This window comes from Alienimonas californiensis, from assembly GCF_007743815.1.
GTDB lineage: Bacteria > Planctomycetota > Planctomycetia > Planctomycetales > Planctomycetaceae > Alienimonas > Alienimonas californiensis.
In genome coordinates this window covers 490,581-517,500 of sequence record NZ_CP036265.1, presented here as the reverse complement: position 1 = coordinate 517,500, position 26,920 = coordinate 490,581, and the positions used below count along the sequence as shown (strand labels likewise).

Genomic DNA, 26,920 nt, shown 5'->3' with positions numbered 1-26,920 from the left:
ACGCCCTGGTCCGGCTGCGGCGACGGGAGCCGGTCGGCAATCCGAGGTCGGCCGTGCCGCCGGCGGTTCGCACCAGCGTGCTGACGGCGTTCGTCCTGCTACCGACGCTCGCCGCCGGCCGGGCCCTGTGGACGGCCGGGGAGCGGGCGCCGCTGCGGGGCGTGCTCGTGGGGGCGGTCATCGCCGCGGGGATCACGCTGGTGATCGCGGTCGTGACCTACGCGGCGGTGCATGCGGTGCACAGGGCTCTGAGGCAGCGGAGCTAGCTGCGAGGCAACTTCCTCCGCCCGTCGACTTCGATCGTGCACTGCCGGCACCAGATCGCGTCTTTGACCACAATGGCGCTGCCGGCGGTTTGAGTGAAGTATTTCGGAGTGGTCCCGCTGCGGAACTCTTCCGTCGTCGCACAGGACAGGCAGACGGCACGGCCGCAGAACCGGCAGATCGCCTCCGCATCGCCGCGGCAGGAAACGCATCGCATGGTCGCTTCTCCCAATGAAAAGGGGCCGCCCCGCGGAGCGCGGGACGGCCCGATTGTGCCGACCGACAACGAGTTACGCCGCGGTGACGTTCATCCGGGTGCGGGCGTGCAACTCGGCCAGCGTCCGGCGGTCGCCGAGCACGGCCCGGCGATCGGCGGGGGTGAGGCGGGCCCAGCCCTCCGGGCCGCCCTGGACGACCGCTTTCTCGATGCGATCGCGGGCGTCGGCGGGCAGGGGGCGGTCGGCGTCGGTCGCGGCCAGCAGTTCGCTGTGCAGGGCGAAGAAGGCCGGGTCCCGCAGCACGCGGCCGAACAGTGGCCCGTCGTCGGCGCTGACCGAGGACGCCGCGTCCGGCGCCGTGGGGGGCGTCGCCAGCAGTTCCGCGTGCCGACGCAGCACGTGCGGCGGATCCAACTCCTCCGGGGTCAGCCAGAGGCCCCAGCGGCGGGCGCACAGCCCGGCGTCGCGGCTGGCGAGCAGCACGGCCGTCGGCCCGGCGAGGATCAGCCCCAGCGCGACCGGGGTCAGCCAGAGCAGCGACTGCGGCGCCGCCAGCCCCGCGGCCAGCCCGGCCAGCAGGCCGATCGCCGCCGCCGGCCAATGGGCCCGCACGGCGTCGCTCCAGGTGACGGCCTGTTCGCCCCGGCTCTGGGCGGTCCATTTCACCACCCGCCCGGCCAACGTGGTCAGGACGAAGCGGCTGTGGAACAGCATCATGATCGGGGCGACGAGGGCGCTCAGCAGCGTTTCGCAGACCACCCCGAGCGTCGCCCGCAGCACGCCGCCGAACTCGTCCAACTGACCCGACCGAGCCGCGGCGAACAGGGCGTAGAGCTTCGGCAGGATCAGCATGCCCATGCAGAGGCCGAACAGCCCCAGCCCGACGACGGCGGGATCGAACCCGGCGCCGCCCTCGACGGCGCCGGCGGCCCACTGTTCCCCGCCCACGGCGGCGGCCGTCAGGGTGAGGATCAGGAACGCCATCCACAGCGGGCTGGCGCAATAGCCCATCACGCCCATCGCCAGATGCAGCTTCGAAACGGCCGCCAGTCCGCCCGATCCCTGACGCACCCGCCGGCGGGCCTCCCACAGCACGCGGCCGTGCTGGAGGTTGCCCTGGCACCAGCGCTGATCCCGCTTCGCCCAGTCCAGCAGGGTGGTCGGGCATTCCTCGTAACTGCCGCCGAGATCCTCGGCCAGCCGCACGCCCCACCCGGCCCGCCGCATCAGGGCGGCCTCGATGAAGTCGTGGCTCAGGATCTCCCCGCCCAGCGGGGCCTGGCCCGGCAGCACCGGCAGGTCGCAGCAGGCCCGGAAGGGCTCGACCCGCAGGATCGCGTTGTGGCCCCAGTAGTTGCCGTCCGTGCCGGCCCACAGGCTGAAGCCCCGCAGGAACACCGGCGAGTACAGCCGGGCGGCGAACTGCTGCCAGCGGGCCAGCACGCTGGTGCGGCCGACCGGCGAGGGCGGCGCCTGCAGGATGCCGCAGGAAGGATCGGCGGCGATGCGGCGGGTCATTTCGACCAGCGTCGGCCCGGCCATCAGGCTGTCCGCGTCTAGGGTGACCATAAACTCGTAGTGGTCGCCCCAGCGCTCCACGAAGTCGGCCACGTTGCCGGCCTTGCGGGCGGTGTTTTCCGGGCGGTGCCGGTAGAAGACGCGCTCGCCCTCCGGCAGGGCGTCGGTGAGGTCGGCCCAGGCCTGCTCCTCGGCGAGCCACACGTCTGGGTTGGTGCTGTCGGAGAGCAGGAAGAAGTCGAACCGCCGGGCGGCGCCGCCCTTCTCCGGGCAGACGGCTCGCAGCGAATCCAGCATCGCCCGCACCCCGGCGCAGACGCGGGTCGGGTCCTCGTTATAGACCGGCACCAGCACCGCGGTCGGCGGGAGGTCGAGCGGATCGAAGTCCTCCGGCAGCGCGGGGATCACGGCCGGCGTGGGCCGCAGCAGCACGGAGACGAAGCCCAGCGTCGCCGTCCAGAAGGAGAGGGCGATCCAGCCGAACAGCACGGCGAAGAGCCCGACCAGCGGCCAGCGCAGCCAGGCGGAGACGTCCGGCAGGGTTCCCGCGAAGGCCCAGGCCGCCGCCGCGGTGGCGGCCACGGTCAGCAATGCCAAGGCGGTCCGCGCCGCAGTGCGGGAGGCGGGGCAGAGGGGGGGCGAGGGCGGGACGGCGCCGGCCGGCCCGGGGGCGTGGGAAGACATATTGGACGAACGGGGGAGCGGCGACGGGGCGGAGAAGCCGCCGGCCGTCATGGCCGCCGGGGGGAGGGGGGGAAGCGCGGTTCGCGGTCGAACTCCTGTCGACCGACGAAATCCACAGACGCGGGACTCAGCAAAGTCACCTCAGTGAGACTTTCTCAGCAAAGACTCGCTAACCAAGGCTCGACCGACCCGGCGGTTCAGCGGCCGAACTGCTGGGGGATCATTTCGTGGCGCCGCACGGCGGGCACCGCGAGGACGCCGCCGCGGGACAGCCGGGCCGCGAGGCGGGCGTGCCGGGGCGGAGTCGGGCCGCGATCGCTCAGCTCGGTGAGCCAGCGGGACATGCCCAACGCCGCGTTCCGCAGCGCGATCCGGGACAGTTCGGCCGGCGAAACGGACGGGCCGACCTCGCCGAACGCCCCGTCCAGGCAGGCCGCGATCGCGGTCTGGGCCGGGCGGGAGTTCACGGCGAGGCCCAGTTCCCCGAGGTACCGCGCGACGGCGTCGCGGGCCGCCTGCAGCGCCACGGGATCCGCGAGGGCCCCGGCGTAGAAGTGGGGGGCCGACGTCGTCGCCGCGTCGACGGAGACGTTCAGTTCAGCGGGGGTCAGGGCAGCGGGGGGCATAAAAACCTCCAGGTCTCGGACAGGGAACCGGACGAGAGTTCGCCCGGGGAAGCAGAGGCGGGAACGTCAGAGTCGGATCCGGCGAACGAGCCTTCGCCGGTTTCCTCTGAAGATTTGGGGAAGAGCGCGACGTCCACGGTCACGGGACCGTCCGCGTCGGGTTTGATCGTTAGCGTGACGCGCCGCGTGCCGTTGGCCATCGGGATGATGGCGATGTCCGTATCGGTGCCGCCCTGAGTCGTCACCCGGGGAGCCGGATTCGACCGCTTGGGCACTCCCACGAAATCCACCGTCAACCGCGTCGCCTTCGGATCGTTCGGATCCGCGGAGCGCGTCCAGGCGGCCGCCTTGCCTAGCTCGTGCTCCGGGGGATCGCCGGAGACGAAGTTCAGAGTATACGCCATCGGGTAGGGCTCGCCGACAGTCGGCTGGACCGCAGGCACCCACCACGCGGCAATATTGTCGAACCCCTCGAAGTCCGTCGGGTACTCCAGCAGCTCCACGGTTCCGCCGGCCCAGACGTTCGGCACGTCGTCCCAATCCGCTCCGTTCACCGCGCCGGGGCCGGTGCCGAAGGGGTCCGGCGGCAGCGGTGTGATCCACAGGCTCGGGCGGTCCTCGTAGCGGGTCTCGGGGTCGGCGTAGCGGGCCGGGTCGCGGTCCCGCTGGAGCAGGCCGAACCCGCGGATCGAGCCGTACCCGCGACCGCTGACGGACGGGTAGCTCTGCTGGCCGAGAGCCCGGAAGGTCCACTCGGTCGGGCCGTTCGGGTTCTCGGTCTCCTCCACGCCGGCATGCACGAGCAGGCCGTCGGAGTCGTGCACCTCCGGGCGGGCGTCCTGCTTCAGATTCTCGAAGCCGTCGCCCCACAGGAACATGCTGCTGGCCGGGGCGACCGCGACCTTGGTGGGCACGTGCCGGAAGAACAGCGTGGCCCGCACCTCACATTTGGTGGGGTCGCCGGGGGTGACGTCGAAGCGGTAGGCCCCGGCGACGGCGTGCGAATCGAGGATCGCCCAGACCCGGGCCGCTTTCGCGTCCACCTCCGGCCGCTGGAGCCAGAGTCCGCGGACGATGGGGAACTCTTCGACCCGCGGCGTGCCGATGTCGATCGCCAGCGCGCGGGCGCTCGCTCCGTACACCTGCCCGGCGCTGATGCCGCGGAAATAGCTGGCGCCGGCGAAGGCGAAGAACTCCTGCAGGTACTTGGCGCCCGGCAGCGGGCCGATCAGCTTCATCCCGGCGTAGTCCACCCCGGCGTCGACCGGCAGGCCGACGACGTCGCCGCGGTACTCGAACAGGTTCCGGTCGAAAGCCAGAGTGACGACCTTGCCGTCCTGCACGGTGTTGATTTGCACCTTGTTCCGCAGGATGTCCCCGCGGTGCATCAGCTCCGCCTGGATGGGGGCGTCGAGATACCGCCAGAGCGACATCTCCGGCTTCCAGGCGATCTTGCGGTAGGCGTCGTAGTCCAGGTCGATCAGCTCCTGCGGGACCGGCGGGTCCGGCACGAACGGCTTGGAGGCGAGATGCTCCGCGAGCGCGGTGATCGCGCCCTCGCTGAAGCTCTGGCCGTGAGCGGTGCCCGGGAACCAGGGGATGAGGGCCGGCGGGCCGGTCGGGTCCTCCGCCGGCTCGTCAGCGAACGCGGCGTAGGGAACGGACAACAGCCCGGCGACCGCCAGGGCGGCGACCAGAACGGGAGCGGGGCGGCGGGGGGGAGCGATCGGCGACACGGAGAGGCGGTTCGGGGTCGGGGGGCTGCGGCAGTCAGCCCAAGGCGTGCGGATGATCAATGCAAACCGGGGACCGCGACAGCCCTCAAATCGGCTCGTTCACCGAACCCACATGCCAAGGAGGATTTCCAAGAGGAAAACCGTCTCCCGCGGATACGTCGCTCAGGAAGGCCCCGACAGAAAGGACTTGCGCGTTGCCACAGTTTTCAATTAGGGCGCCAAATCGACGGTCTGACCGCATTTCGGACAAACGGGCTGCCCGCCAATCAGGCAGGCAGCGCCCGAACCCGTTGCAGAGATTTCCCCAGCACCGCGCGTGCCCGGCACGCTTGCTGCCGCCGAGGGCGGTGCTGATTCGTCGGCAGGACGCTCAGGCGGCGGTCGCGGCGTCGATCGCGGCGATCGCCGTTTCGCACAGCCGGTCTGCCAATCCGACCGGCATGCCCACCGCGGGCATCAACACCAGCGTGTCCCCCAGCGGGCGAAGGATCAGGCCCCGCTCCCGGGCCGCCAGTACCGCCCGATGCCCCGTGCGGCGCTCCGGCGGGAAGGGGCGGTGCGGGACCCGCTCGGCGACGAGGTCGATCGCCGTCATTACCCCGCACCGGCGAACCGCGGCGACGTGCGGGTGGTCCGCCAACGGGGCCAGCCGCTCGCCGATCGCTTCCGACAGGGCCCGGGCGTTGGCGGGGCAGTCGTCCGCTTCGTACTTCTTCAAACTGGCCAGCGCCGCGGCGCAGCCGAGGGCGTTGCCGGTAAAGGTGTGCCCGTGGAAGAAGGTGCGGAGTTCGTGCGGTTCGCCGAGGAAGGCGTCGTAGATGCGGTCGGTCGTCAGCGTCGCCGCGACCGGCAGATAGCCGCCCGTCAGCCCCTTGGCGGTGCAGAGGAAGTCGGGGACGACGTCTTCCGTCTGGCAGGCCCAGGTCTCGCCCGTCTTGCCGAAGCCGACGGCGACCTCGTCGGCGATCAGCGGGACGTCGTGCTTCGTGCAGAGTTCGCGGATCGACCGCAGGTAGCCGGCCGGGTGCATCAGCAGCCCGCCGGCCCCCTGGACCCGCGGCTCCATCACCAGCGCCGCGACCCGCCCAGCGTGTTCGCCCAGCAGGCGGTCGGTCTCCGCCAGTGCCCAGCGGGGCAGGGAGTCGGCGTCGTGCCCCTCCGGCAGGGCGTACGGGTAGCCCGGCGGCGTCGGCGAGGGGATCGCGGCGGTCTTGTAGAACAGCTCGCCGTAGAGGGTGTGAAACAGCGAGATCCCGCCGACCGACGCCGTGCCCACGGTGTCCCCGTGGTAGGCGTGCGAGAGCTTGAGGAACAGGTCGCGCCGCTCCGGGGTCGCCTTCTGCCGGTGGTATTGGAAGGCCATCTTCAGGCCGACCTCCACGCAGGTCGCCCCGCTGTCGCTGAAAAAGACTTTCGTCAGCGGCTCGGTCCCAGCCGCCGCTGGGGCGATCCGCACGAGTTGGCGGGCGAGTTCGTCCGCCACGTCGCACCGCAGGCCCAGCAGCGTGGAGTGGGCGACCCGATCGAGCTGCGCCCGGATCGCCTCGTCGATCTCCGGCACCCGGTGCCCGTGTACGTTGCACCACAGCGAGGAGACCCCGTCGAGATAGCGCTTGCCGGCGACGTCGATCAGTTCGAACCCGTCCGCGGCGGCGATGACGGGCGCGCGCTCCTCCGCAAACGCCTGCATCGGCGTGAACGGGTGCCAGAGGGGGGAGTCAGTCATCGCTCACCCCGCTCGACTATTGGTTCTGATTTGTCTTCGGCGGCGGGGGCGGGGAGACGGGTCGCTTCTCTGCGGTCGTGATCGGCGGCGGGGGCGGTGGGTTCGAACCGTTCGTCACCAATGGACCTGTCGGTCGCGTCTGATTTTGTGGCGGGTACTGGTGCTTCTTCCCCATCACGCGTCTCCTGATGTGTAGATGAACTCTTCCCATCGTCGCGGGCTTCAACGCCGGAGACAACTCCTGCCTCGTGCTGCGCATCGTGGATTTCGCGGAGCGATACCTGGTTTTCGCGGATTGCCGGGGCGGTGATCTGTTGCTGGGGAAGCTCAAACTCAACTGTCTCGACTAACTCCGCTGGGAGGAGCATGGCCTCGATGAGGGGCAACTCCACCCTTGTGCTGTCGGCGAGAATCCACTCGCAGCGGGTCATGAGAAAGTGCCCCGAGTCCGATGTGTCCGGCCACTCCACCGGCCACCCGTAGAATGTCCTCCCATCCTTCAACCGGAGATAGACGAACCGTGGAAACTTCGCGAAGCCGGCGTACCACTCGCTCGGCAACGATGTTCTCCTCGTTATCCAGTCCGGCAGCCACCCGTGGGGGGCGTTGCCGTTCGACATTGCGGCCGCTAGAGCTCCAATTGGCAAGGCAAGTAGAACGCCGACGGCAAATCCGCCCGCTTCGGTCCACATCCCGAGGCTACCGAACCGACGTCCTGCCCAAAGCAATAAGCTCTGTAGACAGACAGTCGCGGCCTGTACGAACGCTGTGAAAATTAAAGCCTCAACCACTCGTTCGAACGGCGACTGTCGCGGGTGCGCCGTGAATCCATAGAAGATCCACGCGGCGACGAACCCAGGCAGCAGGAAGTAGATGACCTGCAATAGGTCAGTACTTGGGAATCCCATCGTTCGTCAGTTCGTTGTTGAACAGTCCTGTGTCGGAGTGGTCCCCGCTCACCCCAGCATCTCGCGCACCGTGTCGCGTTCGCTCTTCAATTCGTCGACGCTGGCCTGGATCTTCGCCTGGGCGAACTCGTCGTGTTCCCAGCCCTCGACCACCTGCCAGGTCTCGCCGTCGGTACGGAGGGGCATGCTGCACATGATCCCCTCCTCGATGCCGTACTGGCCGGTGGAGCAGATCGCGGCGCTGAAGACCTCGCCCTCGGGGGTGGGGCGGGTGATGTCCATCAGCGTGCCCAGCGCCGCGTTGGCGGCACTGGCGGCAGAGGAGGCCCCGCGGGCCTTAATGACGGCGGCGCCGCGCTGCTGCACGGTGGTGAGGAACTCGCCCTTCAGCCACTCGTGGTCGCGGATCGCCTGCGGGACCGGCGTGCCGTTGATCGTGGCGTGGTCGAAGTCCGGGTACATGGTGGGGCTGTGGTTGCCCCAGATGGCGAGCGATTTCACGTCGCCCACGCCGACGCCCGCCTTCTGGGCGAGCTGCGACTTGGCCCGGTTCTGGTCCAGCCGGGTCATGGCGAACCAGTTCTCGCGCGGCACCCGCGGGGCGTGGCTCATGGCGATCAGGCAGTTCGTGTTGCAGGGGTTGCCGACCACGATCACCTTCACGTTCTCCGCGGCGGCGGCGTCGATCGCCCGACCGGTGGGGCCGAAGATCCCGCCGTTGACCTTCAGCAAGTCCGCCCGCTCCATCCCCTGTTTGCGGGGGACGCTGCCGACGCACAACACGAAGTCCGCGTCGCGGAAGCCGTCTTCGAGGTGATCGCTGTCGGCGGTCGTCACGCCCTCGAGCGTGGGGAAGGCGCAATCGTCCAGTTCCATCACGACCCCGCCAAGGGCGTCCATCGCGTGCGGCAGCTCGACGAGGTTCAGGTGCACCGGCGTGTCCGCGCCGAACACCTCGCCGGAGGCCAGACGGAACAGCAGGGCGTAGCCGATTTGGCCGGCCGCCCCGGTGACGGCGACGCGAACGGGTTTCGACATGACAGACTCTCGGGCGACGGGAAATATGGGCGCCCGCAGCCTACCCGCCCCGCCCGCGACCCCCAAGCCGGAGGCATGCCTCCGGCTTAGATCAGGGGTTCAGAACACCGTCGCGTCGATCCCGTCAATCTGCACCGCGGTGCCCGGCTCCGCCCATTTGCGTTTGAGCATCCCGAGGGCGACGTTCCCCGCGGCGCTGGTGACGACGCCGATCGCCTCGCCGTCGCAGGTCACGATCGCGCCCTGCTCCGCCGGCGGGGAGCCGTGGGGGATCGTCAGGCCCCGCAGCAGCTTGTTCACCCGGCCCAGCGCCCGCACCCGGGCGACCGGTTCCTGACCGAGGTAGCAGCCCTTCGTGTAGCAGATCGCCCAGGGGCGGTCGGCTTCCATACAGAGATTCGCCTCCGTCAGGTCCGTACCGATTCGCGGCAACTTGGCAGCGATGCGGGCCTCCTCGCTGAGCCTCCAGGCGTCCTCCGAGGGGTCGCAGAGGTAAAACGTTCCGCCCTCCAGCGGATCGCCCTCCGGCCAGCCGTCGGTCCGGGATTCGAACCACAGCGGATCGCCGCTCTCGTCGGCGAACTCCACGTCCTCCATCAGGGCGTACTTGGACAGATGGGCGATCAGCCCCGGCCCCTGATCGGGCGTGCCGACGAACTGCACGGAGCCGTCCTGGTCCTTCAGCAGCCAGCCGTGGCCCAGCACGCGGGCCTTCTCGCTGGTGAAGAACGCTTCGCAGGAGCACTTGGCCTTGAGCAGATCGTTCGTGCAGAAGTTCTGGAGGAACTTCACGGCGTCCGCCCCGGTGACGGCGACGCGGGTCCAGCCGGTGAGGTCGAAGGCGGTCATGGCATCGAGGGGGCCGGAGCGAGCGCGGCGGCCGGGCGGCGGGGAACGGGAGCGGCGCCGCGGCGGCGCCGAACCCCGATGCTCGTGCATCGGGCTGTCGCGTCAATCCGGGACGCCCCGGGGTCCCCCTTGCCCCGGCCCCACCGGCCCGGCCTCACCGCACCGGGACGGCCCGGGGGTAGGAGATCAGGCTGAGGGCGTCGACGTCCAGGGTGCCGCTGCCCTTCACGGCGACGCGGACGATCATCTCACGGGCGTCCGGCGGGACGAGGATGCGGCGGCCGCGTTCGTCCCAGTCGAACGTGCCGGCGAAGGGACCGATGAACCCGCCCGGCAGCTCCCGGCGGACGCTGTCGTAGAAGTAGATCGCCGCCCCCGCCGGCGGGCCGCCGGCGGCGGGGGGCAGGAGCGCGTCGCCGCGGACCCGCATCGCCAAACCGACCGCCCCCACCCGTCGGCCGTCGACCGGCAGACCCTGCAAAATTTGGGCGAGGCGGTCCGGGTCCCGGGCGGCGATCCGCAGGTACCGCTGACCGTCCGGGGCCTCGCCGCCGTCGGTCTTGAGGCCGCCCAACTCCGAATCGCTGGCGACCCGCGCCCCGGACTCGCCGTCGCGGGCGTCCGGCATCAGCAGCGTTTGCCGCTGGTAGTGCCAGCCGTCGGCCCGGCCGTCGCCGTTTTCGTCCAGTTCGAAAGAGGCGTTCGCCACCCGCGGCCGCAGACCGTCCGGCTGGACCTCGCGGCGCTCCTCACTCTCGCCGGTCATCGGCACGAAGAAGGTGGGCACCAGTTGTTCGTTGGCCAGTTCGCCCCCCCGCTTGGTGAACAGGTGGAAGGTCTGCTGGAAGCGTTCGCCCAGCGGGACGAGCAGTTTGCCGCCCTCGGCGAGCTGTTCGACCAGCGGCCGCGGCACGCTCTCGGGGGAGCAGGTGACGATGATCCGGTCGAAGGGGGCGTGCTCCGGCCAGCCGAGGTAGCCGTCGCCGACCTTCACCCGGACGTTCTCATAGCCGAGTTCCTTGAGCCGCCGGCCGGCGTCCCGGCCGAGGGGTTTGACGATTTCGATGGAGGAGACGTCCGCCCCCATCGCCGCCAGCACCGCGGCCTGATAGCCGCTGCCGGTGCCGATCTCGAGGACCTTCATCCCCGGCTCCACGTCGAGGGTTTCGGTCATGTAGCCGACGATGAACGGCGGGCTGATCGTCTGCCCGTGCCCGATCGGCAAGGCGGCGTCGGCGTAGGCCCGGCGGTGATCCACGGAGCGGACGAACTCGTGCCGGGGCACCGTCCGCAGGGCGTTCAGCACGCGCTCGTCGGTCACGCCCTCCGCGACCAGCGCCCGCTCGACCATCGCGGCCCGCTCCGCGGCCCGGTCGTCGTCCGCCAGTGCCGGCGGCAGCGAACCGAGCAGACCGGCGGCCAGCGCCAGGGCGAAACGGAGACGGAGCGGGGCGAGCATCGAGCGGGCTTCCGAACGGCGGGAGCGGGAGACCGGGCCACTGTAGCGGAGCCGCCGCGGCCCGGGGGAGCGCGGTTTCGGTCGCCCGGCGGCCCCGCGGCGACCTACTCTTCCTCGTTCGCTCCGTCGTCGTCCCAGTCGTCGTCGGCCGGATCGGGCAGGGGGCCGAGTTCGGACAGATCGCCGCCGATCTCGATCTCCGCCACTTCCTCCAGGCGAAAGGTCCGACCGTTGAGCTGGATTTCCAGATCTTCCACCGCGGCGACCTCCTCGTCCTCCGGCGCCTCCTCCAGCAGGTCCAGCGCCCGGCCGAGGGCCCATTCGAACTCCTCCTCCGTCACCTGGAGTTCGTCCAGCGCCGCGGCCCGGGGGGTGATGAGCAGCTCGACTTCGCCGTCGTCGGACCCCTCGCCCCCGGCGGATCCGTCGCCGTCCGGCGGGGAATCTTCCGTGACGTTCGGGTCGGCGGAGGGCGGCTTCGCCGTCCCGGAGGGGGCGGACGGCTTGGGTGCGTCGGGCATGAAAGAACGGCGGTCTGAGGGATTCTGGGAACCGCGAAGATGGCAGGACCCGGGCGATCGGGCTAAGACTGCATTGTTCGTACCAACGAAGGACGTTGATGCGTGCAAGGCGTGAACCTTCACCCGATCATACGGTTGTTCAGGTGTGAGCCAGCCCTTCCAGCGTTCCGAAGGAGGCGTGCCGTGTCGAACTTTTCCCTACTGCTCCCCCTCCTGCTGGCGCCCGCGTTTCAGGGCGGGCCGGCCGGAACCGAGAGTCGGGCCGCGGCACCCCCCGCGGGGGCGGAGATCCCGGCGGAGAAGGACGCGCGGGAGAGTGAAACCTTGGCGGGCGAACCCGTGGTGACGAATCGCGACGGGCTGATCTATGGTGCCCAGCCCCCCGCCGACGTCGACGCCCCGGTTCCCACGGTTCGCCCTTTGGAGGAGAACGCGGAGCCGCCCGCGGGCGATACGATGACGCCCCCCGCCCCCCGCCCCGAAGGCGACGTTCCCGTGCCCGCGCCGCTCGATTCGCTCGCCCCGCTTCGCCCCGGGCTGTCCGACGCTCAGTACTACGAGGCCCTGGCCGACCTCGTGCTGCCCAACGGGCTGGTGCTGGACCGCAACAGCGACCGGCACACCGTCTCCAGCGCCGCGACCGGGCTGGTGGGCTACGCCCTGGCCGTGCTGGCCGAGCGCGGCGTGGCCGATCGGGAGGAGGTCGCCGCCCACCTGCGTCGCGGGTTCGAAACCACCCGGGCCGCCAATCCCGCCGCCAACCGCGGCTGGCTGGCCCACTTCACCGAGCCGGACGGCACGCCGAAGCCGCACAGCGAGGTGTCGACGATCGACTCCGCCCTGTTCTACGCCGGCCTGCTGAAGGCGGCCCAAACGCTCGATCTGCCGGACCTCGAACGGGACGTGCGGGCCGCCGTGGACGGCGTGGACGTGGCCTTCCTCTCCCGCGAGGGCGTCTTCCTGCACGGCTTGGAGTGGGCCGGCGAGCCCGGCGCCGCTCCGCCGCGGATCATTTCCTACACCTGGAACGACACCAGCGAGGGGGCGATCCTGTACCGCCTGTTCGGCCTGCCGTTCCGCCCGGCGACGCACCGCACCGACCTGCCGCTGTTCACCTATTTCTACCCGTTGGTCCTCTGGCCGGAGTGGGACGAACCCGTCGGCAGCGGGCGGACCGGCGGCGTCGCCTGGAGCCCCGTCGGAGCCCCGACCGCCGAACCGTATCGGTACGACGGTCCGGACTACCGGCGCCTGTTGGCCGCGGCGGTCTCCTGGCAGCACCGCACCCTCGGTCACGCCGGCGTGACCGCCGCGGACGGCCCCGGCGGGTACACCGCCTTCCGGCCGACCCTGGTGAGCCCGCTGATGCTCTCCAGCCTCGCGCCCCGGTTCGTCGAAGCCGCCGACACCCTGCGGACCTACGACCTCGACGCCACCCTGCCGGCCTACGACCTGGACGCCGGCTGGGATGCCCCGGACCGCCTCGCTATCGACTACGCCAGCTACTTCCTGCTGCGGGCCGAGGTGATCGAACCGGGCCGGCTCTCTTCCGGGCAGACGAACGGCGGTCCCGGCCGGCCCGTATTAACGGCCGAGGTTGAGTAGACTCTGCGGGTTCGTCGCTCGATCCGTGGAGGGTTTTCCGATGTTGCACGTCCGAAGCCGGTCTGTCCTGACGGCGGCCGCGGTGGCCGCCCTGTGCGTCGCCCCGTCGCCGCTGCTCGCCCAGCGGACGACCGCCCTGTGGGGCGAGTCCGGGGAGGCGTGGGACCCCGCCGGCCTGCTGCCGGATTTTTCCTTCGCCGGCTATCGGCGGGGCGAGAAGATCATTCCGGACCGGCAGCCGACTGTTTCGGTGACGGACTACGGGGCCAAACCGGACGCCGACGCGACCGCGGCGTTCCGCAAGGCGATCGCGGAGAACCCCGGCGCCTGCATCGGCGTGCCGTCGGGGCGGTTTCTGCTCTCGGACCGCCTGCGGATCGACGCCGCTGGGACCGTGCTCCAGGGCGCCGGTCCGCGGGCGACCGTGCTGCACTTCACCCGCAGCCTGGAGGAGATCGATCCCCAGCCCAGCGTGAACGGCGGCGGCGAGCCGACGAGCAACTGGTCCTGGACCGGCGGGTTGATCGAACTGGGCAACTCCAACGAGGAGAAGTCCTCCAAGCAGGCGATCACGGACAGCCCGGCCCGCGGCGACCGGGCATTCGTCGTGGAGCGGGTCGGCGAGTTCGCCGCCGGCGACGACGTGCTGATCGAGGTGAAGGACGACCCGGCCGGTGGGCTGACGGACTACCTCTACCGCGGCACGCCCGGCGACGCCGACGACGCCAAAGGCAAAACCTTCGTGCGGCAGGTCGCCCGGGTGGTCGCCGTCGACGGCGACCGGCTGACCGTCGACCGCCCGCTGCGGACGGACGTGCGGCCCGTCTGGACTCCCACGGTCCGCAAGTTCCTCCCCCGCTCGACCGAGTGCGGCCTGGAGGAACTCACGATCGAGTTCGAGCCCGGCCCCTACCGCGGGCACTTCAAGGAGGACGGCTACAACGGCGTGATGGTCCGCGGCGCCCACAATTGGGTGCGGAACGTCACGATCCACGACGGCGATTCCGGCATCTACGTCTCCGGCCAGTTCCACACCGTCACCGGCGTGACCCTCACCGCGGACCGCCCCAAGCACAGCAGCGGCAACTCCGGCCACCACGGCCTCACCGCGACGGGGCAGGACTGCCTGATCACCGACTTCTTCGTCCGCACGCAGTTCTTCCACGACCTGACCGTCGACCGCGGGTCGGTCGGCAACGTGTTCTCGAACGGGCGGGGGGCCGACCTCTGCCTCGACCTGCACCGCTTCGCCCCCTACGAGAACCTGTTCACCGATCTGCACCTCGGCAAGGGCACCCGCCCGTGGGCCTCCGGCGGGGCGGGGGGGAAGGGCCTGCACACCGCCGCCGGGGCGACCTTCTGGAACCTCGAGTCGCAAACCAAGATCAACGCCCCCAAGGAGGGCTTCGGCCCGCGGGACCTGGTCTTCGTCGGCCTGAACGCCCACGACGGCGGCGTGACGGAACCCGTCACGCTACCCGGCGGCTGGTACTACGAACCGCAGCCCCCGGGCCGGTTCTACCCGCTCGACCTGCACCAGGCCCAACTCGCCCACCGGCTGGCGCAGCCGAGCCGCTGAACCGCGGGCCGACGGGAGAGCGCTTCGGCTCACATGGGTGCCGACGGCCCCGTCGGCGCCCGCCAGCCGGGGCGGGCGGCGATTGCGGAGGTCGCCAACTCCCGTAAGTCCTCGGGCAGCCGTTCGAGCTGCCGGCGCTGCTCCGCGTCGACGTCGCCCCCCGCGGCGGCGATCGCCCGCAGGCCGTAGAGAACCGGCCCCAAAGAGTGATCGGCCATGTGCGCCGTCGCCGCGGCGTGCCCGGCGGCCCGGGCGGCGGCGACCGCGGCGGGGTCGCCGACGGCCTCCCGAGCCGCGGCATGAGCGGCCCACGCCGCCCGCTGACCCACTCCGACCCGCACGCCGCCACCGGCCCAGAGGCGGGCCGCCTCGATCGCCCGGCGGGGGCGGTCGTCGTCCCGGCCGTCTTCGAACAGCGGCAGCACGCGTTCGGCGCAGTCCGTCGCCCACAATGCCAGCCGGTGATGGTCCGTCCGGCTGAGCGGCCCCCCACGATGGGCGGCGATGAAGCGACGATCGCGCACGGCTGCGGCCTCCGGGGACGGGGGCGGCAGTTTACTCGGCGGCCTCGCTAAGGCGGCGGAGCTTTTTCATCACCAGATCGAGCCACGCCTGAAGCTCCTCCAGGCTCTCCCGGCTGAGGTCGTCCGGACGGGTCAGCACCGCGTCGCCTTCCGCCAGGGCGCAGGCCTCGGTGCGGGTCGGGGCTTTGCGGGCGGCGAACGGGCTGTGCGGCGCCGGGCCGGGGGGGCGGGCGTCGTCGTCCTCGTCCTCCTCGTCCGGGTCGGGCGACACTACGGTCAGGTCCGCGACCGGCACGCCGTCGCCGTAGCCCTCCACGAAGGCCCACACGCCGTCCTCGGAGAGCCCCTGCACGACGCCCTCCTGCTCCTCGGCCTCGTCGTCGTCCTCCCCCTCGTCGGAGGCTTCGGTCCAGCGGACCACGTCCCCTTTCCTCGGCACCGGCGGGGCGGAGGGGTCGAAGGCGGCCAGTTCGGGGGCGTTGCCGTGGGCCACCTCCCCCGCCTCCGCTAGGGCGTTGCCGCGGAGCAGCCCGGCGTGCACCAGCGAGCCGCGGAGGTCGGCCAGGAACCCTTCCACCTTGTCCGGCAGGAAACCGCTGTCGGCGACCAGCTCCGGCCCCAGCACGTCGTCCGGCGGCAACACGCCGTGCGGACGGTAGCGGGTGTAGACGTCCCGGTAGATCGTCGGCGACAGCGCCGCCGTCCGCAGGGCGGCCCCGTGGCGGGGGTGCGTGGGCGGGAAGTTGGCCAGATCGACCGTCAGCTTCGCCGGCACGACGCGGCCGCTGCGTTCCTCGACCAGCCCGAATTTCTTCAGGGCGGACATCGTCATCCGGGCCGTGCCGTGGTTCTTGCTGTAACCGATCAGCTTGGCGGCGCTGTCCGGCGAGGCCCCCGCGGTGCCGACGCCCTCGTACAAGCGCGTCGCCCGGGTCACGGCGTCCGGCAGGCCGACGGAGGGGTAGTTGGGGCTCCGCTGCCGGGTCGAGTCGGAGGGGGAGCTTTTGGGGGAGCTTTTCGCCACGGGACGGAGCGCAGAACGAACGGCGGGGATGGACGGACGAACATCGTACCGCCCTCCCGGCCGAAGCCCAACGGGTTCGGGAGTCAATCGGGCGTTGCGGACTCTTTCGCAACGCCGAATGACTCCCGAGCGTCTCCCGGTCGTGCTACTTCGCCGCCTCGGCGAGGCGCCAGACGCCGCGGTCGGTGCGGAGGATGAGGGAGTCGTCGGTCACGGCGGGGCTGGCGTTGCAGCGGCCGGCGGCCGGGCCGAGGGGGTTCACCCGCTCGATTTGCAACGTGTCCGCCGGCGTGATGACGAAGGTGTCGCCGGCCCGGGTGGTCGCCACGATGCGGGCCTCGGCGCCGGAGCCGATCAGCGCCGGGCTGGCGTACAGGCTGACGCCGCCGCGGCCGCGACGGCCCTCGACGGGGGTCAGGCCCTCTTCCGGCAGGCGTTCCTTGAAGATCGACTCGCCGGTTTCGGCGTTCAGGTTGATGGCGAGGCCCTTATCGCTGAGCCAGAACAACCGCTCGCCGCCGTCGTCCTCGCCGTTCACGTCGATCAGGATGGGGCTGGGGACATAGGAGCCTTCGCGGGTGGTCCAGGCGACGGCGTCGTCCGCGGCGGCGTCGCCGCCGGTCGCCGTGCCGAGCGTCACCGCGGCCCCGCCGCCCTGCCGGCCGCCGACGACGTAGACCCGGTCGCCGTCCTCCGCGGCGACGGGGCTGGTGCAGGCGGAGCCGTCCACGGGGATCTCCGCGTACCACAGCAGGCCGCCGGTGGCCGGGTTGAGGGCCCACAGTTCGTCGGGGATCGGGAACAGCAGTTCCTGCCGGTTCGGGAAGGCCGCGTTGGAGGGCGAGGTGCGGACGATCGGCGTGGCCCAGCTCTGGGTCAGGCTCCCGGCGCTCGCCCGCCAGACTTCGCCGCCGTCGGCGGGGTCGAGGGCGATGAGGGCCTGAGCCTCCTCGCAGGCGTTGACGATCAGGAGCGTGCGGGGCTCGCCGTCTTCGCCCGTGACGTCCACCAGCATCGGGCTGGCGCCGGAGCCCCAGCCGCGGGGGCCGCTGTCGGTGCCGACGTTCTTCCGCCACAGCTCCTTGCCGTCCAGATCGAAGGCCAGCACGCCGGTCTTGCCGAAGTGGACGAAGACCCGTTCGCCGTTGGTGCAGGGGGTGCTCGTGGCGTAGCCGTGCTCGGAGATGAAGCCGCGGTAGGGATCCTCCGTCGCCGTGCTGGGCACGTCCGCCTGCCAGACGATCTTGCCGTCGGCCAGGTTCAGGCGGATCAGGTGACGGACGAGATCGTTCACGTCGCCCGGTTCCCGTCCGTCCGTGCCGTAGCCGGTGTAGCAGGTGACGAAGACGGCGTCGCCGACGACGATCGGGCTGCTGGCGCCGGGGCCAGGCAGTTCGACGTTCCACCGCACGTTCTCCCCGGTCTCGCCGTTCCAACTCAGCGGCGGGGCGGCGGCGGGGGCGACGGCCCGCCCGTCGGGGCCGCGAAAGCGGGGCCACGCGGCCTCCGGGTCCGCCCCGGGAGCAAGCAGCAACAGGGCGACGAGGGGCGAGGCGACGAGCATGCGGGAGCGGTCTGGGGGGGAGACGGGAGGGGCCTGGGAGGCGGCGTGCGAACGGAGCGGTCCCCCACCGTCAAACCCCCAGACGCCCCCGAAGTTCCGCCCCCGGTCCCGCCGGCCGGGAAAACGCCCGCCCCGACCCGCGGCGCCCGTTCCGATCCGCTGACGCGTGCGCGTATTGCGCGGGCGTCTGTTGCGGGGGCAGCGGAGCGACCGGCGGTTCGCCCCGGTTCCGGTAGTCTTCGGGCGGGGACTTTTCGATAAGGTGGGGCGAATGAGTCATCCCGCGGCTACCGCTGACGAATCGGACCGCGGAGGGCCGCCGTGCCCGACGCGATCTGACGGGGCGACCGTGGGCACGCAGGCGGACCGCCCCCCCGCACTGGGTGAGGAGACGGTCGGCGGCGGCGCCACCGCGGACCACGCCGAGCGGCCGACGTCGCTCGGTTCCCCCGTCCCGGCGGACACCGTCCCCACGGACGCCGCCCCCACGGATGCCGTCGACCGGCCCGCGGCGGACCGCGCGTCGGGACGGCCCGCCGCCCCCACGCGGCGGGCCGGGGAGCCGGGCGGAGGGGATCCCGGAGGTCGGGGTTCGGGCGGAGAGGATGCGGGCCGCGGGGAGCCGCCGGACCCCCGTGCGCTGAAGGCGTCCGTCCGTGAGTTCCGCCTGAGGGAACGGCTGGGCGGCGGGGCGTTCGGCGTGGTGTATCGGGCGTGGGACCGACAGCTCCACAAACCGGTCGCGGTCAAACTGTTCGCTCCTGACGGCGGCGAGCGGGCGCCGCTGGTGGACCGCCTCCTGCACGAGGCGCGGGCCGCCTCCCGTCTGGACCACCCGAATATCGTCCGCGTGTTGCGGGCGGAGACGGTCCCGCTGACCGCCCCGCTGCGGGCCTTGCTGGAGTGGGAGCGGCGGGACGGGGCGCCGACCCTCCCGGAGCCCGTCGGGGCGTTGACGCGGCCCGACGTCGGCACGACCTTCCCGCACGATCCCGCCCGCCGAGAGGCGAAGCCGGCCGGCCCCCCGGGGAGCGGCCCGGAGATCGGGTATATCGTGTCGGAGTTGATCACCGGCGGAACGTTGCAGGCCCAGTTCAACGAGGCGGTCGAGGGCGACTCGTCCGCCGGCGCCCCCTCCGCAGGCGACCCGCCGCCGGACTGGGCGACGCCCGCGGGGGCTCTGCGGTTCGTGCTCCCGATCGCGGAGGCGACGGGCCACGCGCACCGGCTCGGCGTGGTCCACCGGGACCTCAAACCGGCGAACGTGCTGCTGACGCCGGACGGTCGGCCGATGCTGACGGACTTCGGCATCGCACGGGCCTCGCACCGGCCGAGCGGAGACGACACGGTCGGCGGTCAAACCGGGGTGACCACCGCGGCCGCGGGCGGCGGCGGGTCGACCACGCTCAGCGGGGAGGGCCGATGGCTCGGCACGCCGGCCTACATGGCGCCGGAACAGGCCGCGCAGCGATCCGCGGACGTCTGCGCCGCCACCGACGTGTGGGCTCTGGGTGTGATCCTGTGGGAACTGCTCGCCGGCCGCCGGATGTACCACGGCTCCGGGCTGGAGATCATCGACCGGATCCTCCGGGAGCCGCCCCCGGAACTGCCGCGGACCGTCCCCCCGGCGGCCCGTCGGGTGGTGGCGGCGGCTCTGCAGGCGGATCCGGCCGACCGGCCCAGAAACGGCGCCGTTTTCGCGGATCAGGTGCGCGAGGCGCTGAAGGAGTTGGACCGCCGCCCGGCCGGCGTCGCGAGCGTCATCGGCCGGCGGGCGAACGTCGCGTTGCTGGCGGTCGCCGCGGCGACGGCGCTGCTCTGGCTGGTCTGGGCCAACGCGGGGCGGGACGCGAACCCCGACTCGCAGCAGGCCTCGGCCGGCGTTGAGCAAGCGGGCGTCGTCGACGCGACGGACGCCGCGACGAAATCGGCGACGGAGGACGGGCCGGGGCTCCGGTCGGTGAAGGTCGTCACGGAGCCGCCGGGGGCGACCGTCTGGCTCTTCCCGATCGACGCCGCCGGCGCTCCGCAGTTGGCCCGCATGGTCGACTTCCCTGGAAAGTCGCCCTCAGTTCACCCGGAGGTCCCGCAGGGTTGGTGCCTGGTGGTCGCGGAGGCGTGGGTGCGGCCCGACGGCCGGCCGGACGCCCCCCCGGTCCGAAAGTGGGCCGAGGTGGAACGTTATATCTTCGAACCGGAGTACGAGGGGCGGGGGTTTACCGACTCCACGCGGACGACCCTCGAAGGCGAGACCTCCGTGCTGGCGCCGATCGTCCTGCACACAACCGACGAGTTGCCGTTGCCCGCGGGACGGTCGTTGACCGAGGTCCGGGACGGACTGGTCTTCGAGTCTCCCGTCGAGGAGCAAATCACCGCCCCGGACGGCAGCGTCGTGGCCGACCCGCGGCAGACGCCGACGTTCGTCCCCGCGTTCTACGTATCCCTCCAGGAACAGGATTCGTCCGAACCCGGGGGGCGTGGGGACGTCGCCGTTGCGGTGACGGACGAACGGATCACCTACGACCGGGCCGTAACGCGGCTGGAGGGGCAGGGCTTGCGGATGCCGTCTCTGACGGAGTGGGAACGGATCCGACAACACCCCGAGCTGATCCCCGAGGGCTCCTCGGAAGCGTTGTTCTGGACCGCGACCATGGTGCCGCTCCGGGACGGGCTGCGTCCGACCGACGTTCGCCCCCAGGGCTGGTTTTTCCGCCAGGTCTGGGCTGGCAGCGCCGGCGAGGGAACGCCGCCCCAAATCGTCCCGACCGGGGCGGCGTTGCCGGCGACGGCGATCGTGGGCGTCCGCAGTCGGGCGCCGCGCAGGACGCTGGATCAGTTCGCCCACCCGTTGGACGAGCGGCAGGTCCGCTAGGAGGGCGCCCCGCCGAACGTTTTCAGATCGACAGACGGCCCGCTCCAAGGGCGGGCCGCCGTCGCACCTTCGGGCCGAATGTCCGGGTCAGAGGGCGTCGCCGCCGGGGCGGGGGGTCACGCCGATCGGAAAGAGATCCTGGGTGGTCCGCAACGTGAGCGGCGGTTCGCCCGCCCCCGTCGACTCCACCCGGTAAACGTACCGACCGTCCGTCGTCTGCCCGTTGCCGAGCGGTTCCTCAACACGCGAGATGAGCACCTCGTCCCCGCTGACGATCGGCAGTGGTTCGCTCGGCACGTTCGTCGCCGGTTCGGCCTCAGCGCCGACCCGGACGACGAATTCGTCAGGAGAGTTCGGCCCGCCGACCGTCACGTTGAACTTCGTCCGCACGACGACGAAATAAATGGGTTCGAGCGCCTGGCCGTCCCTGTACCGGGTGATGGATTTAACCTCCCGGCGCTGGCTGTCAATCGACAGTCCGACGCCCGCCCTCGCGGGGATCGCAGTCCCGTATTGGACTTTCGCCCTCAGGGGGCCGAACGGCCGCGTCGTCGCCTCGGCCCCGTCCGCCTCGGCCGCGTTTCCGTCCTGCGGTTGCGGATCGAGGTTCCGAACCAACTTCGGAACTAAACGGCAGGCCTTGCAGGTCCCGGGATATTCGCCCGGAATCGGGAACGTCTCGAGAATCGGATCGACGCAGTGCCTGTCAGTTTGGTTCGCGTAGCGCCAGACGTGGGTATAGCAGTCGTCGGGAACGTCGGGGTACACGAAGCAATACGTGCTCATGCAGCATTCCTTGTACGTCAGGTCCGGCTCCGTCGTCGACAGCGCGACGGCTCGGACGGTCGGCGGCCGCAGCGCCGCGTCGGGGGCGTCGGGAAGAGCAGGCGGCGCCGTCAGAAGTGCGACCGCTGTCAGGCTGACGATCATGGGTGCCGATTCGCTGTGGAACGGGAATGAAGTTCGACGGGGTCCCGCCGGGGCGGAACCGCCCGGGATCCCCGTCGGGGGACGTTTACAATAGCGGATGTCGGCGGGATGGGGGGACAGGGCGAGGGACGCCGACGTCGCTGACCGCTGGCCGGCCGTTTCGTCAGGCCGACTGCCCCGCGGCCATGCAGGCGGCGACGATCTTGAGATCGTCGTAGCTCACGGCGCCGTCGAGGTGTTCGAAGGCCGGTTTGAGCCGGTGCAAGCCGCAGGCCTCGAAGGCCTCCCGGGCCTGTCTCGCCGCGGCGGGCTCGACCCAGGTGGTGGGGTCGTCGTGCTTCGTTTCGAGGATGTAGTCCCGCAGGTAACCGGCGGCGGTGCTCTCGGTGACGCGGAGTTCCCGGGCGGCGTCCGCCACGCCCAGGCCGTCGCGGAACAGGGGGAACGCGGCGGCGGCGTTGCGGCTGATCGACCGGCTCCCGCCGAACATGCTCCCCCCGGAGGCCCCGCCGCCGGACGCCCCGCCGCCCTCCACGTCCACCGTCAGGCCGTGTTCGGCGCAGTGGGCGCCGATCTCCTCCAGGAAGCGTTCGCCGAAGTCCTCCAGCTTTTTCGGCCCCACGCCCACGCAGTGGCTTAGGCCTTCCTCGGTGGTCGGGCGGCGGCGGGCCATGTCCTTCAGGCTGGCGTCGTTGAAGACGATATAGGCCGGCTTGCCGATCTCCCGGGCCACCTCCCCGCGGACGCCGCGGAGGTGTTCGAACAACTCCTCGTCCACGCCCTCCCAGTCGTCCGCGGCGCTGCTGGTCCGCTTCGGCCGTTCCGCGGCGACCTTCTTCGCCGGCGCGAGCAGCACCGGCTTCCGCTCTCCTTTTAATAACTGCTGACCGGCCTCGGTGATGCGGAGCGTGGCGTACTCGCCGACCTTCGCCAGAAAACCCTGCCCGACGAGCTGTTCGATCCAGTCCCGCACCGCCTTCTTCGGGTGATCGCTGAGCAGCCCGTAGGTGCTGAGGGAATCATGACCCTTGGACAGCACCGCTTCGCTTTTGGAGCCGGTCAGGACGTCGGCGGTGTGATTGCCGCCGAACCGCTGCTCCAAACGGTACACGCAACTGACGATCTTTTGCCCGAGGATCAATGGGTCGTCCACTGTCTCCACCTCGCCGAGGCAGATGTCGCAGGCGCCGCAGTCGTCGCTTTCTAAATCCTGGTCGAAGTAGCGGACGAGGGCTTTGTGACGGCAGAGCGCCCCCTGGGCGTAGTCGTAGAGAGCGTTTAAAGATTGCTCCGCGTTGGCCCGGGGTTCGGGGGGGAGTTCGCCGAGGGTGCTTTTCCAGAACCGATAATCCCCGCCGCTGTGCAGCAGGAGACATTCGCTGGCGAGGCCGTCGCGGCCGGCGCGGCCGGCTTCCTGCTGGTAGTGCTCGATCGACTTGGGCATGCCGGCGTGGACGACGAACCGCACGTCCGGTTTGTCGATGCCCATGCCGAAGGCGACCGTGGCCACGACCACGTCCTCCCGATCCGCCAGAAAGGCGTCCTGGGCGGCGGTGCGTTCCTCCTTGGACATCCCGGCGTGGTAGGCGATCGCCCGCACGCCCAGTCCCCGCAGGGCGTCGGCGGTCTCGTCCACCTTCTTGCGGGAGATGCAGTAGACGATGCCGCTCTCGCCGTCGTGCCGCTTGACCACCTCGCGGATCTGGCCCAGCGTGCCGGAGGCCGGGCGGGCGCGGAAGGTGAGGTTCGGCCGGTCGAAGCTGCCGACCAGCATCGCCGGGTCGTGCAGGTTCAGTTGGAAGGCGACGTCCTCCCGCACCTTCTGGCCGGCGGTGGCGGTGTAGCCGTGCATCGCCGCGTCGGGGAACCGCTCCCGCAACATGCCGAGTTGGCGGTACTCCGGACGGAAGTCGTGCCCCCACTGGCTGACGCAGTGGGCCTCGTCGATCGCCACGAAGCTGACGTCCAGCTCCGAGAGGAAGTCCAGCATCCGGTCGGTGACGAGGGTCTCCGGCGCCGCGTACAGGCAGGCGAGCTCCTTGTCGCGCAGCCGGCGGGAGACTGCAATCTTCTCCTCCGGCGGCAGGGTGCTGTTCACGAACGCCGCCGGCACGCCGATCGCCGTCAGGGCGTCCACCTGGTCCTTCATCAACGCGATCAGCGGGCTGACGACCACGGCGACGGCCCCGGTCCGCCGGTGCAGCACGGCGGCGGGGGCCTGATAGCAGAGGCTCTTCCCGCCGCCGGTCGGCAGCACGACGACGCTGTCCCGCCCGGCGAGGCCGCACTGCATCGCCTCTTTTTGCAGGGGGCGGAAGCTGTCGTAGCCCCAGAAGTCCCGCAGCACGGCCCGCAGTTCGGCCTCGTCGCCCTCGGCCCTTTCGGTATCGGACCTCCCAGTGTCGGCGGTGTCGGTGTCGGTGTCGGCCGTGTCGGTGTCCGCCTGTTCCGTGTTCATGGCGGGATTGTGGGGCGGCGGGGGCGAACGCTCAACCCGCGTTCCGGCCCGCGGGAGCGGACGGCGCCGGGGCCGGTCAGTCGGCGGGACGTTCGACGCCGGTGAGCAGGTCGTCCTCGTCGTCCGGGTTCGCCTTCGGCAGCACGCTGAATTTTCCCCCCGGCTCCAGCACCACCGCCCCGACCTCCGCCCAACTGCCAATCCCGGCGGAGCGCACCGCCCCGCGGACCTCGCCCTCGTTCACCCGCTGGCGTTTCATTTCCGCGGAGAGAAACGAGCCGTCGTGATAGAGCAGGATCGGGTGCGAGAAGATCGCCGATCGGAATCGCGTGTTGCGGGCCGCCAGCCAGTTCATTGCGTATTGCAGTCCCAGCAGCGTGACGACCGCGGCGGCCCCCTCGACCAGTGAGGTGTTCGCCCCCAGGGCCACGCTGCCGACGATCGCCCCCTGGGCGACGGTGACGATCCAGTCAAAGTTATTCATCTGCCCCGCCGCCCGCGTGCCGGCCAGGCGGAACAGCAGGGCGACGATCAGGAACGCCAGGGCGGAGAGCGCCACGACCTTCAGCACGTCCCCCGGCGGGGCCCACAGCCAGTCGCCGCTGGCGGCGGAGCCGGGGTCCTGCGGGGTGACGGAAGCGGCGTCGGGCATGGCGGGAGGACCTCAAACGAAGGCGCGAAGCGGCGGTCGGGTCACGCCGGGTTGCCGCCTTCCGGGGCGGGGGAGACGTATTTGACGGGCCGCATCAGTTCCGGGCTGTCGACGCCGCGGCCGGAGAGGACAGTGAGGGTCCCGTCCGCCTCCAGCACCACCGCGGAAACTCCCTCCAGGTTCGTGACCCCGGCGCTGCGGACGGCGGCGAGGATCTCGTCCTTGGTGACCCGCTCCGAGACGAGCTTATCGTCGAGGAACCGGCCGTTCCGGAACAGCAGCGCCGGGGAGGCCGCCACCAAGTCGTAAAAGGCCGGAAAAATCGCCGAGAGCTTCGTGACGATCCACTGGCAGAGCATCAACACGGCGAACGCCACGAGGGCCTGGGTGACGGTGACGGTGTCCGAAACCACCGCCGAGCCGAAGATGCTCCCGCTGGCGATCGTCACGATCCAGTCGAAATTATTCATCTTCGAGGTCGTCCGCGTGCCCTGCAGGCGGAACATGATCAGCACCGCGACGTACAGCGCGACTCCGCTGACGGCCACGCGGAACAGCGTCGGCCAGCCCTTGAACAGGGCTTTGGGCACGAAGTCGTGCAGGAGTTCGTCCATGGTCGGGGCTCCGGGAGAGGTCGGGAGGGAAAGGCGAACGGTTCTCCCCGGTCTAGTCCTCCTCGGCGGTCGTCGCCACGGGGCCGTCCCGGTGCCCGGCGTCGTAACGCCGGGTGAGCGGCGCCGCGGTCGCCCCGTGCGCCAGCACGCTGCCGGTCACCGCCAGCGTGACCGCCGGCCACAGGGCGGGCAGATCGGCGTGATACTCCGCCGCGTAATACAGCGCCGCCACGCCGATCGGCCCGAACCAGCCGGCGAACAGCCGGTCGCGGTTCTCCCGCAGATCCGGCAGGGCGGCGGGAACGAACCGCCCCAGCAGCCAGACCCACGGCGGGCGGCGGACCAGCAGCAGCGCCGCGGCGAACGCCGGCCCCCGCCAGCCGAACGCCGCCCAATCGCCCCACGGCAGCGCGGCGCCCAGCAGTCCAAACACCGGCAGCAGGAAGAACTGATTGACGGCGTCCTGAATCTCGCCCTCCTCCCGGCGGTCGTCGTTTCTCTCCTGCCAAGCCAGCGTCAGCCCGGCGAAAAACACGGCCAACGGCCCGCTGACCCCCAGCAGCCCCGCCGCCCCCAGCACGGCCAAGGTGAGGGCCAGGGCGAAGGCCAGCAGGCCGGTCTCGTCGGTGTCGTGCGACCGTTCGGACCACCTCAGCAGCGCCGCCGCCGCCCCGCCGCACGCCGCCCCGACCAGCGCCGCCCCGACCGCCTCCCGAAGGACCGCTTCAACGAACCAGTCGCCCCACCCGGCCCAGTTCACTTCAGAACCTGCCGCGAGCGATCCGGCCAGCCCCGCGGCGGCGAGGGCGACCAGCGGGACGGCGAGGCCGTCGTTCGCCCCGCTCTCGGCGCTGATCGCGTGCCGCAGCCGCCCCGGCAGATGTTTGCGGGCGAAGTCGCCGGACACCACCGCCGAGGCCAGCACCGGGTCGGTCGGCACCACCGCGGCGCCCACCAGCGCCGCCGCCCAGCCGTCCAGCCCCAGCACGGCCCAGGCGCAGAACGCCGACGCGCCCCACATCGCCAGCATCACCGGCCCCAGCAGCGTGCCGAGCGTCCTCAGGTGCGGCCCCGACAGCACGCACCGCCGCGGCAACCGCAGGGCCACGCCCGTCAGCCCGATCGCCAGCGTCAGCAGGGCCGCCGGCCGCATCCCCTCGGCCGGCTCGCCCCAGTCGGCCGGGTCGAACCACCCCAGCCCGATCGGCCCCACGGCGACGCCCGCCAGCAGGGCCAACAGCGGCCCGCTGGTCCCTGGCGTCCGCGTGATGCGGCCGTGAAAGGCCGCGATCGCCATCACCACCGCCCCGCCCAGCAACAGGGGGAGGTCCAGATCGAACGGCGCGAGGGAATCCGGGGCGGGCAGTTCCGGCGGCGTCGGGGCGGGGGCGAACACCCCCGCATCTCACGCCCGGCTCCCCGGCGCCGCAACCGGGCCTTCCCGGCAAGGACGAACCGAGCGTCCCGGACGCTGGAAGCGTCCGGGACGCGGCGCCCTCTCGTCCCGTCTCGGGCTGCCTCCGAAACCTCGGTCGCTATCATCCAGCGTTC

At 71.2% G+C, this 26,920-nt stretch carries 22 protein-coding genes (1 of these 22 running past the window's edge); 4 read left to right on the top strand and 18 right to left on the bottom strand.

Annotated features, from left to right (window positions below):
- On the top strand, window positions 1-266 hold the 3' portion of the coding sequence (locus tag CA12_RS02045) for a DUF4184 family protein (RefSeq protein ID WP_145357094.1). It extends 553 nt beyond the left edge of the window; only the last 266 of its 819 coding nucleotides appear in the window; its start codon lies off the left edge, out of view; its stop codon occupies window positions 264-266.
- On the opposite strand, the gene CA12_RS02040 is transcribed toward CA12_RS02045, so the two are convergent.
- From CA12_RS02040 to CA12_RS01995, 10 genes are all read right to left on the bottom strand, one after another.
- A complete protein-coding gene (locus tag CA12_RS02040) occupies window positions 263-481 on the bottom strand; it encodes a hypothetical protein (RefSeq protein WP_145357093.1) in 219 nt (72 codons plus the stop codon). The two genes, CA12_RS02045 and CA12_RS02040, sit on opposite strands and share 4 nt — an antisense overlap.
- Window positions 482-554: 73 nt before the next feature.
- Entirely contained in the window at window positions 555-2,684 is a 2,130-nt protein-coding gene (mdoH, locus tag CA12_RS02035; RefSeq protein ID WP_165700504.1) for a glucans biosynthesis glucosyltransferase MdoH, read from the bottom strand.
- Window positions 2,685-2,881: 197 nt separating this feature from the next.
- Window positions 2,882-3,310 carry a hypothetical protein gene (locus CA12_RS02030; RefSeq protein WP_145357090.1) on the bottom strand — a complete coding sequence of 143 codons (429 nt, stop codon included), beginning with the start codon at window positions 3,308-3,310 and terminating at the stop codon, window positions 2,882-2,884.
- Window positions 3,292-5,046: a glucan biosynthesis protein gene (locus tag CA12_RS02025; RefSeq protein WP_165700503.1), complete on the bottom strand. Its 1,755-nt coding sequence runs from the start codon at window positions 5,044-5,046 to the stop codon at window positions 3,292-3,294. Before CA12_RS02025 ends, CA12_RS02030 begins: the two co-directional genes overlap by 19 nt.
- A gap of 370 nt (window positions 5,047-5,416) precedes the next feature.
- Complete coding sequence (gene bioA, locus CA12_RS02020; protein WP_145357085.1) at window positions 5,417-6,772, bottom strand: adenosylmethionine--8-amino-7-oxononanoate transaminase; 1,356 nt, start codon at window positions 6,770-6,772, stop codon at window positions 5,417-5,419.
- On the bottom strand, window positions 6,769-7,656 hold the full coding sequence (locus CA12_RS02015) for a DUF6338 family protein (protein WP_145357084.1): 888 nt from the start codon (window positions 7,654-7,656) through the stop codon (window positions 6,769-6,771). The genes bioA and CA12_RS02015 overlap by 4 nt, the downstream gene beginning before the upstream one ends.
- Window positions 7,657-7,728: 72 nt before the next feature.
- Window positions 7,729-8,718 carry a malate dehydrogenase gene (locus CA12_RS02010; RefSeq protein ID WP_145357082.1) on the bottom strand — a complete coding sequence of 330 codons (990 nt, stop codon included), beginning with the start codon at window positions 8,716-8,718 and terminating at the stop codon, window positions 7,729-7,731.
- A gap of 99 nt (window positions 8,719-8,817) precedes the next feature.
- Window positions 8,818-9,567, bottom strand: coding sequence for a CAF17-like 4Fe-4S cluster assembly/insertion protein YgfZ (ygfZ, locus tag CA12_RS02005; RefSeq protein ID WP_165700502.1), 750 nt, complete (start codon window positions 9,565-9,567; stop codon window positions 8,818-8,820).
- Window positions 9,568-9,721: 154 nt separating this feature from the next.
- Window positions 9,722-11,026 (bottom strand): protein-L-isoaspartate(D-aspartate) O-methyltransferase, encoded by a 1,305-nt coding sequence (locus tag CA12_RS22375; RefSeq protein WP_207622109.1) that lies wholly within the window; start codon window positions 11,024-11,026, stop codon window positions 9,722-9,724.
- Between the two features lie 104 nt (window positions 11,027-11,130).
- The gene (locus tag CA12_RS01995; protein ID WP_145357078.1) at window positions 11,131-11,547 is read right to left on the bottom strand and encodes a hypothetical protein; all 417 of its coding nucleotides are present in this window, start codon (window positions 11,545-11,547) and stop codon (window positions 11,131-11,133) included.
- 183 nt (window positions 11,548-11,730) lie between these two features.
- Here CA12_RS01995 and CA12_RS01990 point away from each other — a divergent pair, with 183 nt between their 5' ends.
- Complete coding sequence (locus CA12_RS01990; protein WP_145357077.1) at window positions 11,731-13,152, top strand: hypothetical protein; 1,422 nt, start codon at window positions 11,731-11,733, stop codon at window positions 13,150-13,152.
- Window positions 13,153-13,192: 40 nt separating this feature from the next.
- Entirely contained in the window at window positions 13,193-14,731 is a 1,539-nt protein-coding gene (locus CA12_RS01985) for a glycosyl hydrolase family 28-related protein (RefSeq protein ID WP_145357075.1), read from the top strand.
- 29 nt (window positions 14,732-14,760) lie between these two features.
- Here CA12_RS01985 and CA12_RS01980 read toward each other — a convergent pair whose 3' ends face one another.
- The 3 genes from CA12_RS01980 to CA12_RS01970 all read right to left on the bottom strand — a co-directional run bounded on the left by CA12_RS01980 (window position 14,761) and on the right by CA12_RS01970 (window position 17,843).
- Window positions 14,761-15,255: a putative immunity protein gene (locus CA12_RS01980; protein ID WP_145357073.1), complete on the bottom strand. Its 495-nt coding sequence runs from the start codon at window positions 15,253-15,255 to the stop codon at window positions 14,761-14,763.
- Window positions 15,256-15,286: 31 nt separating this feature from the next.
- Entirely contained in the window at window positions 15,287-16,279 is a 993-nt protein-coding gene (locus CA12_RS01975; RefSeq protein WP_145357071.1) for a hypothetical protein, read from the bottom strand.
- Window positions 16,280-16,424: 145 nt separating this feature from the next.
- Window positions 16,425-17,843, bottom strand: coding sequence for an outer membrane protein assembly factor BamB family protein (locus CA12_RS01970; protein ID WP_145357069.1), 1,419 nt, complete (start codon window positions 17,841-17,843; stop codon window positions 16,425-16,427).
- 349 nt (window positions 17,844-18,192) lie between these two features.
- Between CA12_RS01970 and CA12_RS01965 the strand changes: the two genes are divergently transcribed.
- Complete coding sequence (locus CA12_RS01965) at window positions 18,193-20,715, top strand: serine/threonine-protein kinase (RefSeq protein ID WP_145357067.1); 2,523 nt, start codon at window positions 18,193-18,195, stop codon at window positions 20,713-20,715.
- 87 nt (window positions 20,716-20,802) lie between these two features.
- Here the strand turns inward: CA12_RS01965 and CA12_RS01960 are convergent, their stop codons facing one another.
- The 5 genes from CA12_RS01960 to CA12_RS01940 form a co-directional block, all read right to left on the bottom strand.
- Window positions 20,803-21,645: a hypothetical protein gene (locus tag CA12_RS01960; protein WP_145357066.1), complete on the bottom strand. Its 843-nt coding sequence runs from the start codon at window positions 21,643-21,645 to the stop codon at window positions 20,803-20,805.
- A 163-nt stretch (window positions 21,646-21,808) separates the two neighbouring features.
- Entirely contained in the window at window positions 21,809-24,103 is a 2,295-nt protein-coding gene (recQ, locus tag CA12_RS01955) for a DNA helicase RecQ (protein WP_145357064.1), read from the bottom strand.
- A 76-nt stretch (window positions 24,104-24,179) separates the two neighbouring features.
- The gene (locus CA12_RS01950) at window positions 24,180-24,755 is read right to left on the bottom strand and encodes a DUF421 domain-containing protein (RefSeq protein ID WP_145357062.1); all 576 of its coding nucleotides are present in this window, start codon (window positions 24,753-24,755) and stop codon (window positions 24,180-24,182) included.
- Window positions 24,756-24,796: 41 nt separating this feature from the next.
- A complete protein-coding gene (locus CA12_RS01945; protein WP_145357060.1) occupies window positions 24,797-25,369 on the bottom strand; it encodes a DUF421 domain-containing protein in 573 nt (190 codons plus the stop codon).
- Window positions 25,370-25,421: 52 nt separating this feature from the next.
- Complete coding sequence (locus CA12_RS01940; protein ID WP_145357058.1) at window positions 25,422-26,765, bottom strand: cation:proton antiporter domain-containing protein; 1,344 nt, start codon at window positions 26,763-26,765, stop codon at window positions 25,422-25,424.
- Between the last annotated feature and the right edge of the window lie 155 nt (window positions 26,766-26,920).

Excerpts from the sequence above, each read along its gene's own strand:
- CA12_RS01945 (WP_145357060.1), bottom strand. The coding sequence starts at position 25,369 with ATGGACGAACTCCTGCACGACTTCGTGCCCAAAGCCCTGTTCAAGGGC.
- mdoH (WP_165700504.1), bottom strand. The coding sequence starts at position 2,684 with ATGTCTTCCCACGCCCCCGGGCCGGCCGGCGCCGTCCCGCCCTCGCCC.
- CA12_RS02040 (WP_145357093.1), bottom strand. The coding sequence starts at position 481 with ATGCGATGCGTTTCCTGCCGCGGCGATGCGGAGGCGATCTGCCGGTTC.
- CA12_RS01985 (WP_145357075.1), top strand. The coding sequence starts at position 13,193 with ATGTTGCACGTCCGAAGCCGGTCTGTCCTGACGGCGGCCGCGGTGGCC.
- ygfZ (WP_165700502.1), bottom strand. The coding sequence starts at position 9,567 with ATGACCGCCTTCGACCTCACCGGCTGGACCCGCGTCGCCGTCACCGGG.
- recQ (WP_145357064.1), bottom strand. The coding sequence starts at position 24,103 with ATGAACACGGAACAGGCGGACACCGACACGGCCGACACCGACACCGAC.
- CA12_RS22375 (WP_207622109.1), bottom strand. The coding sequence starts at position 11,026 with ATGCTCGCCCCGCTCCGTCTCCGTTTCGCCCTGGCGCTGGCCGCCGGT.
- CA12_RS01970 (WP_145357069.1), bottom strand. The coding sequence starts at position 17,843 with ATGCTCGTCGCCTCGCCCCTCGTCGCCCTGTTGCTGCTTGCTCCCGGG.
- CA12_RS01960 (WP_145357066.1), bottom strand. The coding sequence starts at position 21,645 with ATGATCGTCAGCCTGACAGCGGTCGCACTTCTGACGGCGCCGCCTGCT.
- bioA (WP_145357085.1), bottom strand. The coding sequence starts at position 6,772 with ATGACTGACTCCCCCCTCTGGCACCCGTTCACGCCGATGCAGGCGTTT.
- CA12_RS01950 (WP_145357062.1), bottom strand. The coding sequence starts at position 24,755 with ATGCCCGACGCCGCTTCCGTCACCCCGCAGGACCCCGGCTCCGCCGCC.
- CA12_RS01995 (WP_145357078.1), bottom strand. The coding sequence starts at position 11,547 with ATGCCCGACGCACCCAAGCCGTCCGCCCCCTCCGGGACGGCGAAGCCG.
- CA12_RS02030 (WP_145357090.1), bottom strand. The coding sequence starts at position 3,310 with ATGCCCCCCGCTGCCCTGACCCCCGCTGAACTGAACGTCTCCGTCGAC.
- CA12_RS02010 (WP_145357082.1), bottom strand. The coding sequence starts at position 8,718 with ATGTCGAAACCCGTTCGCGTCGCCGTCACCGGGGCGGCCGGCCAAATC.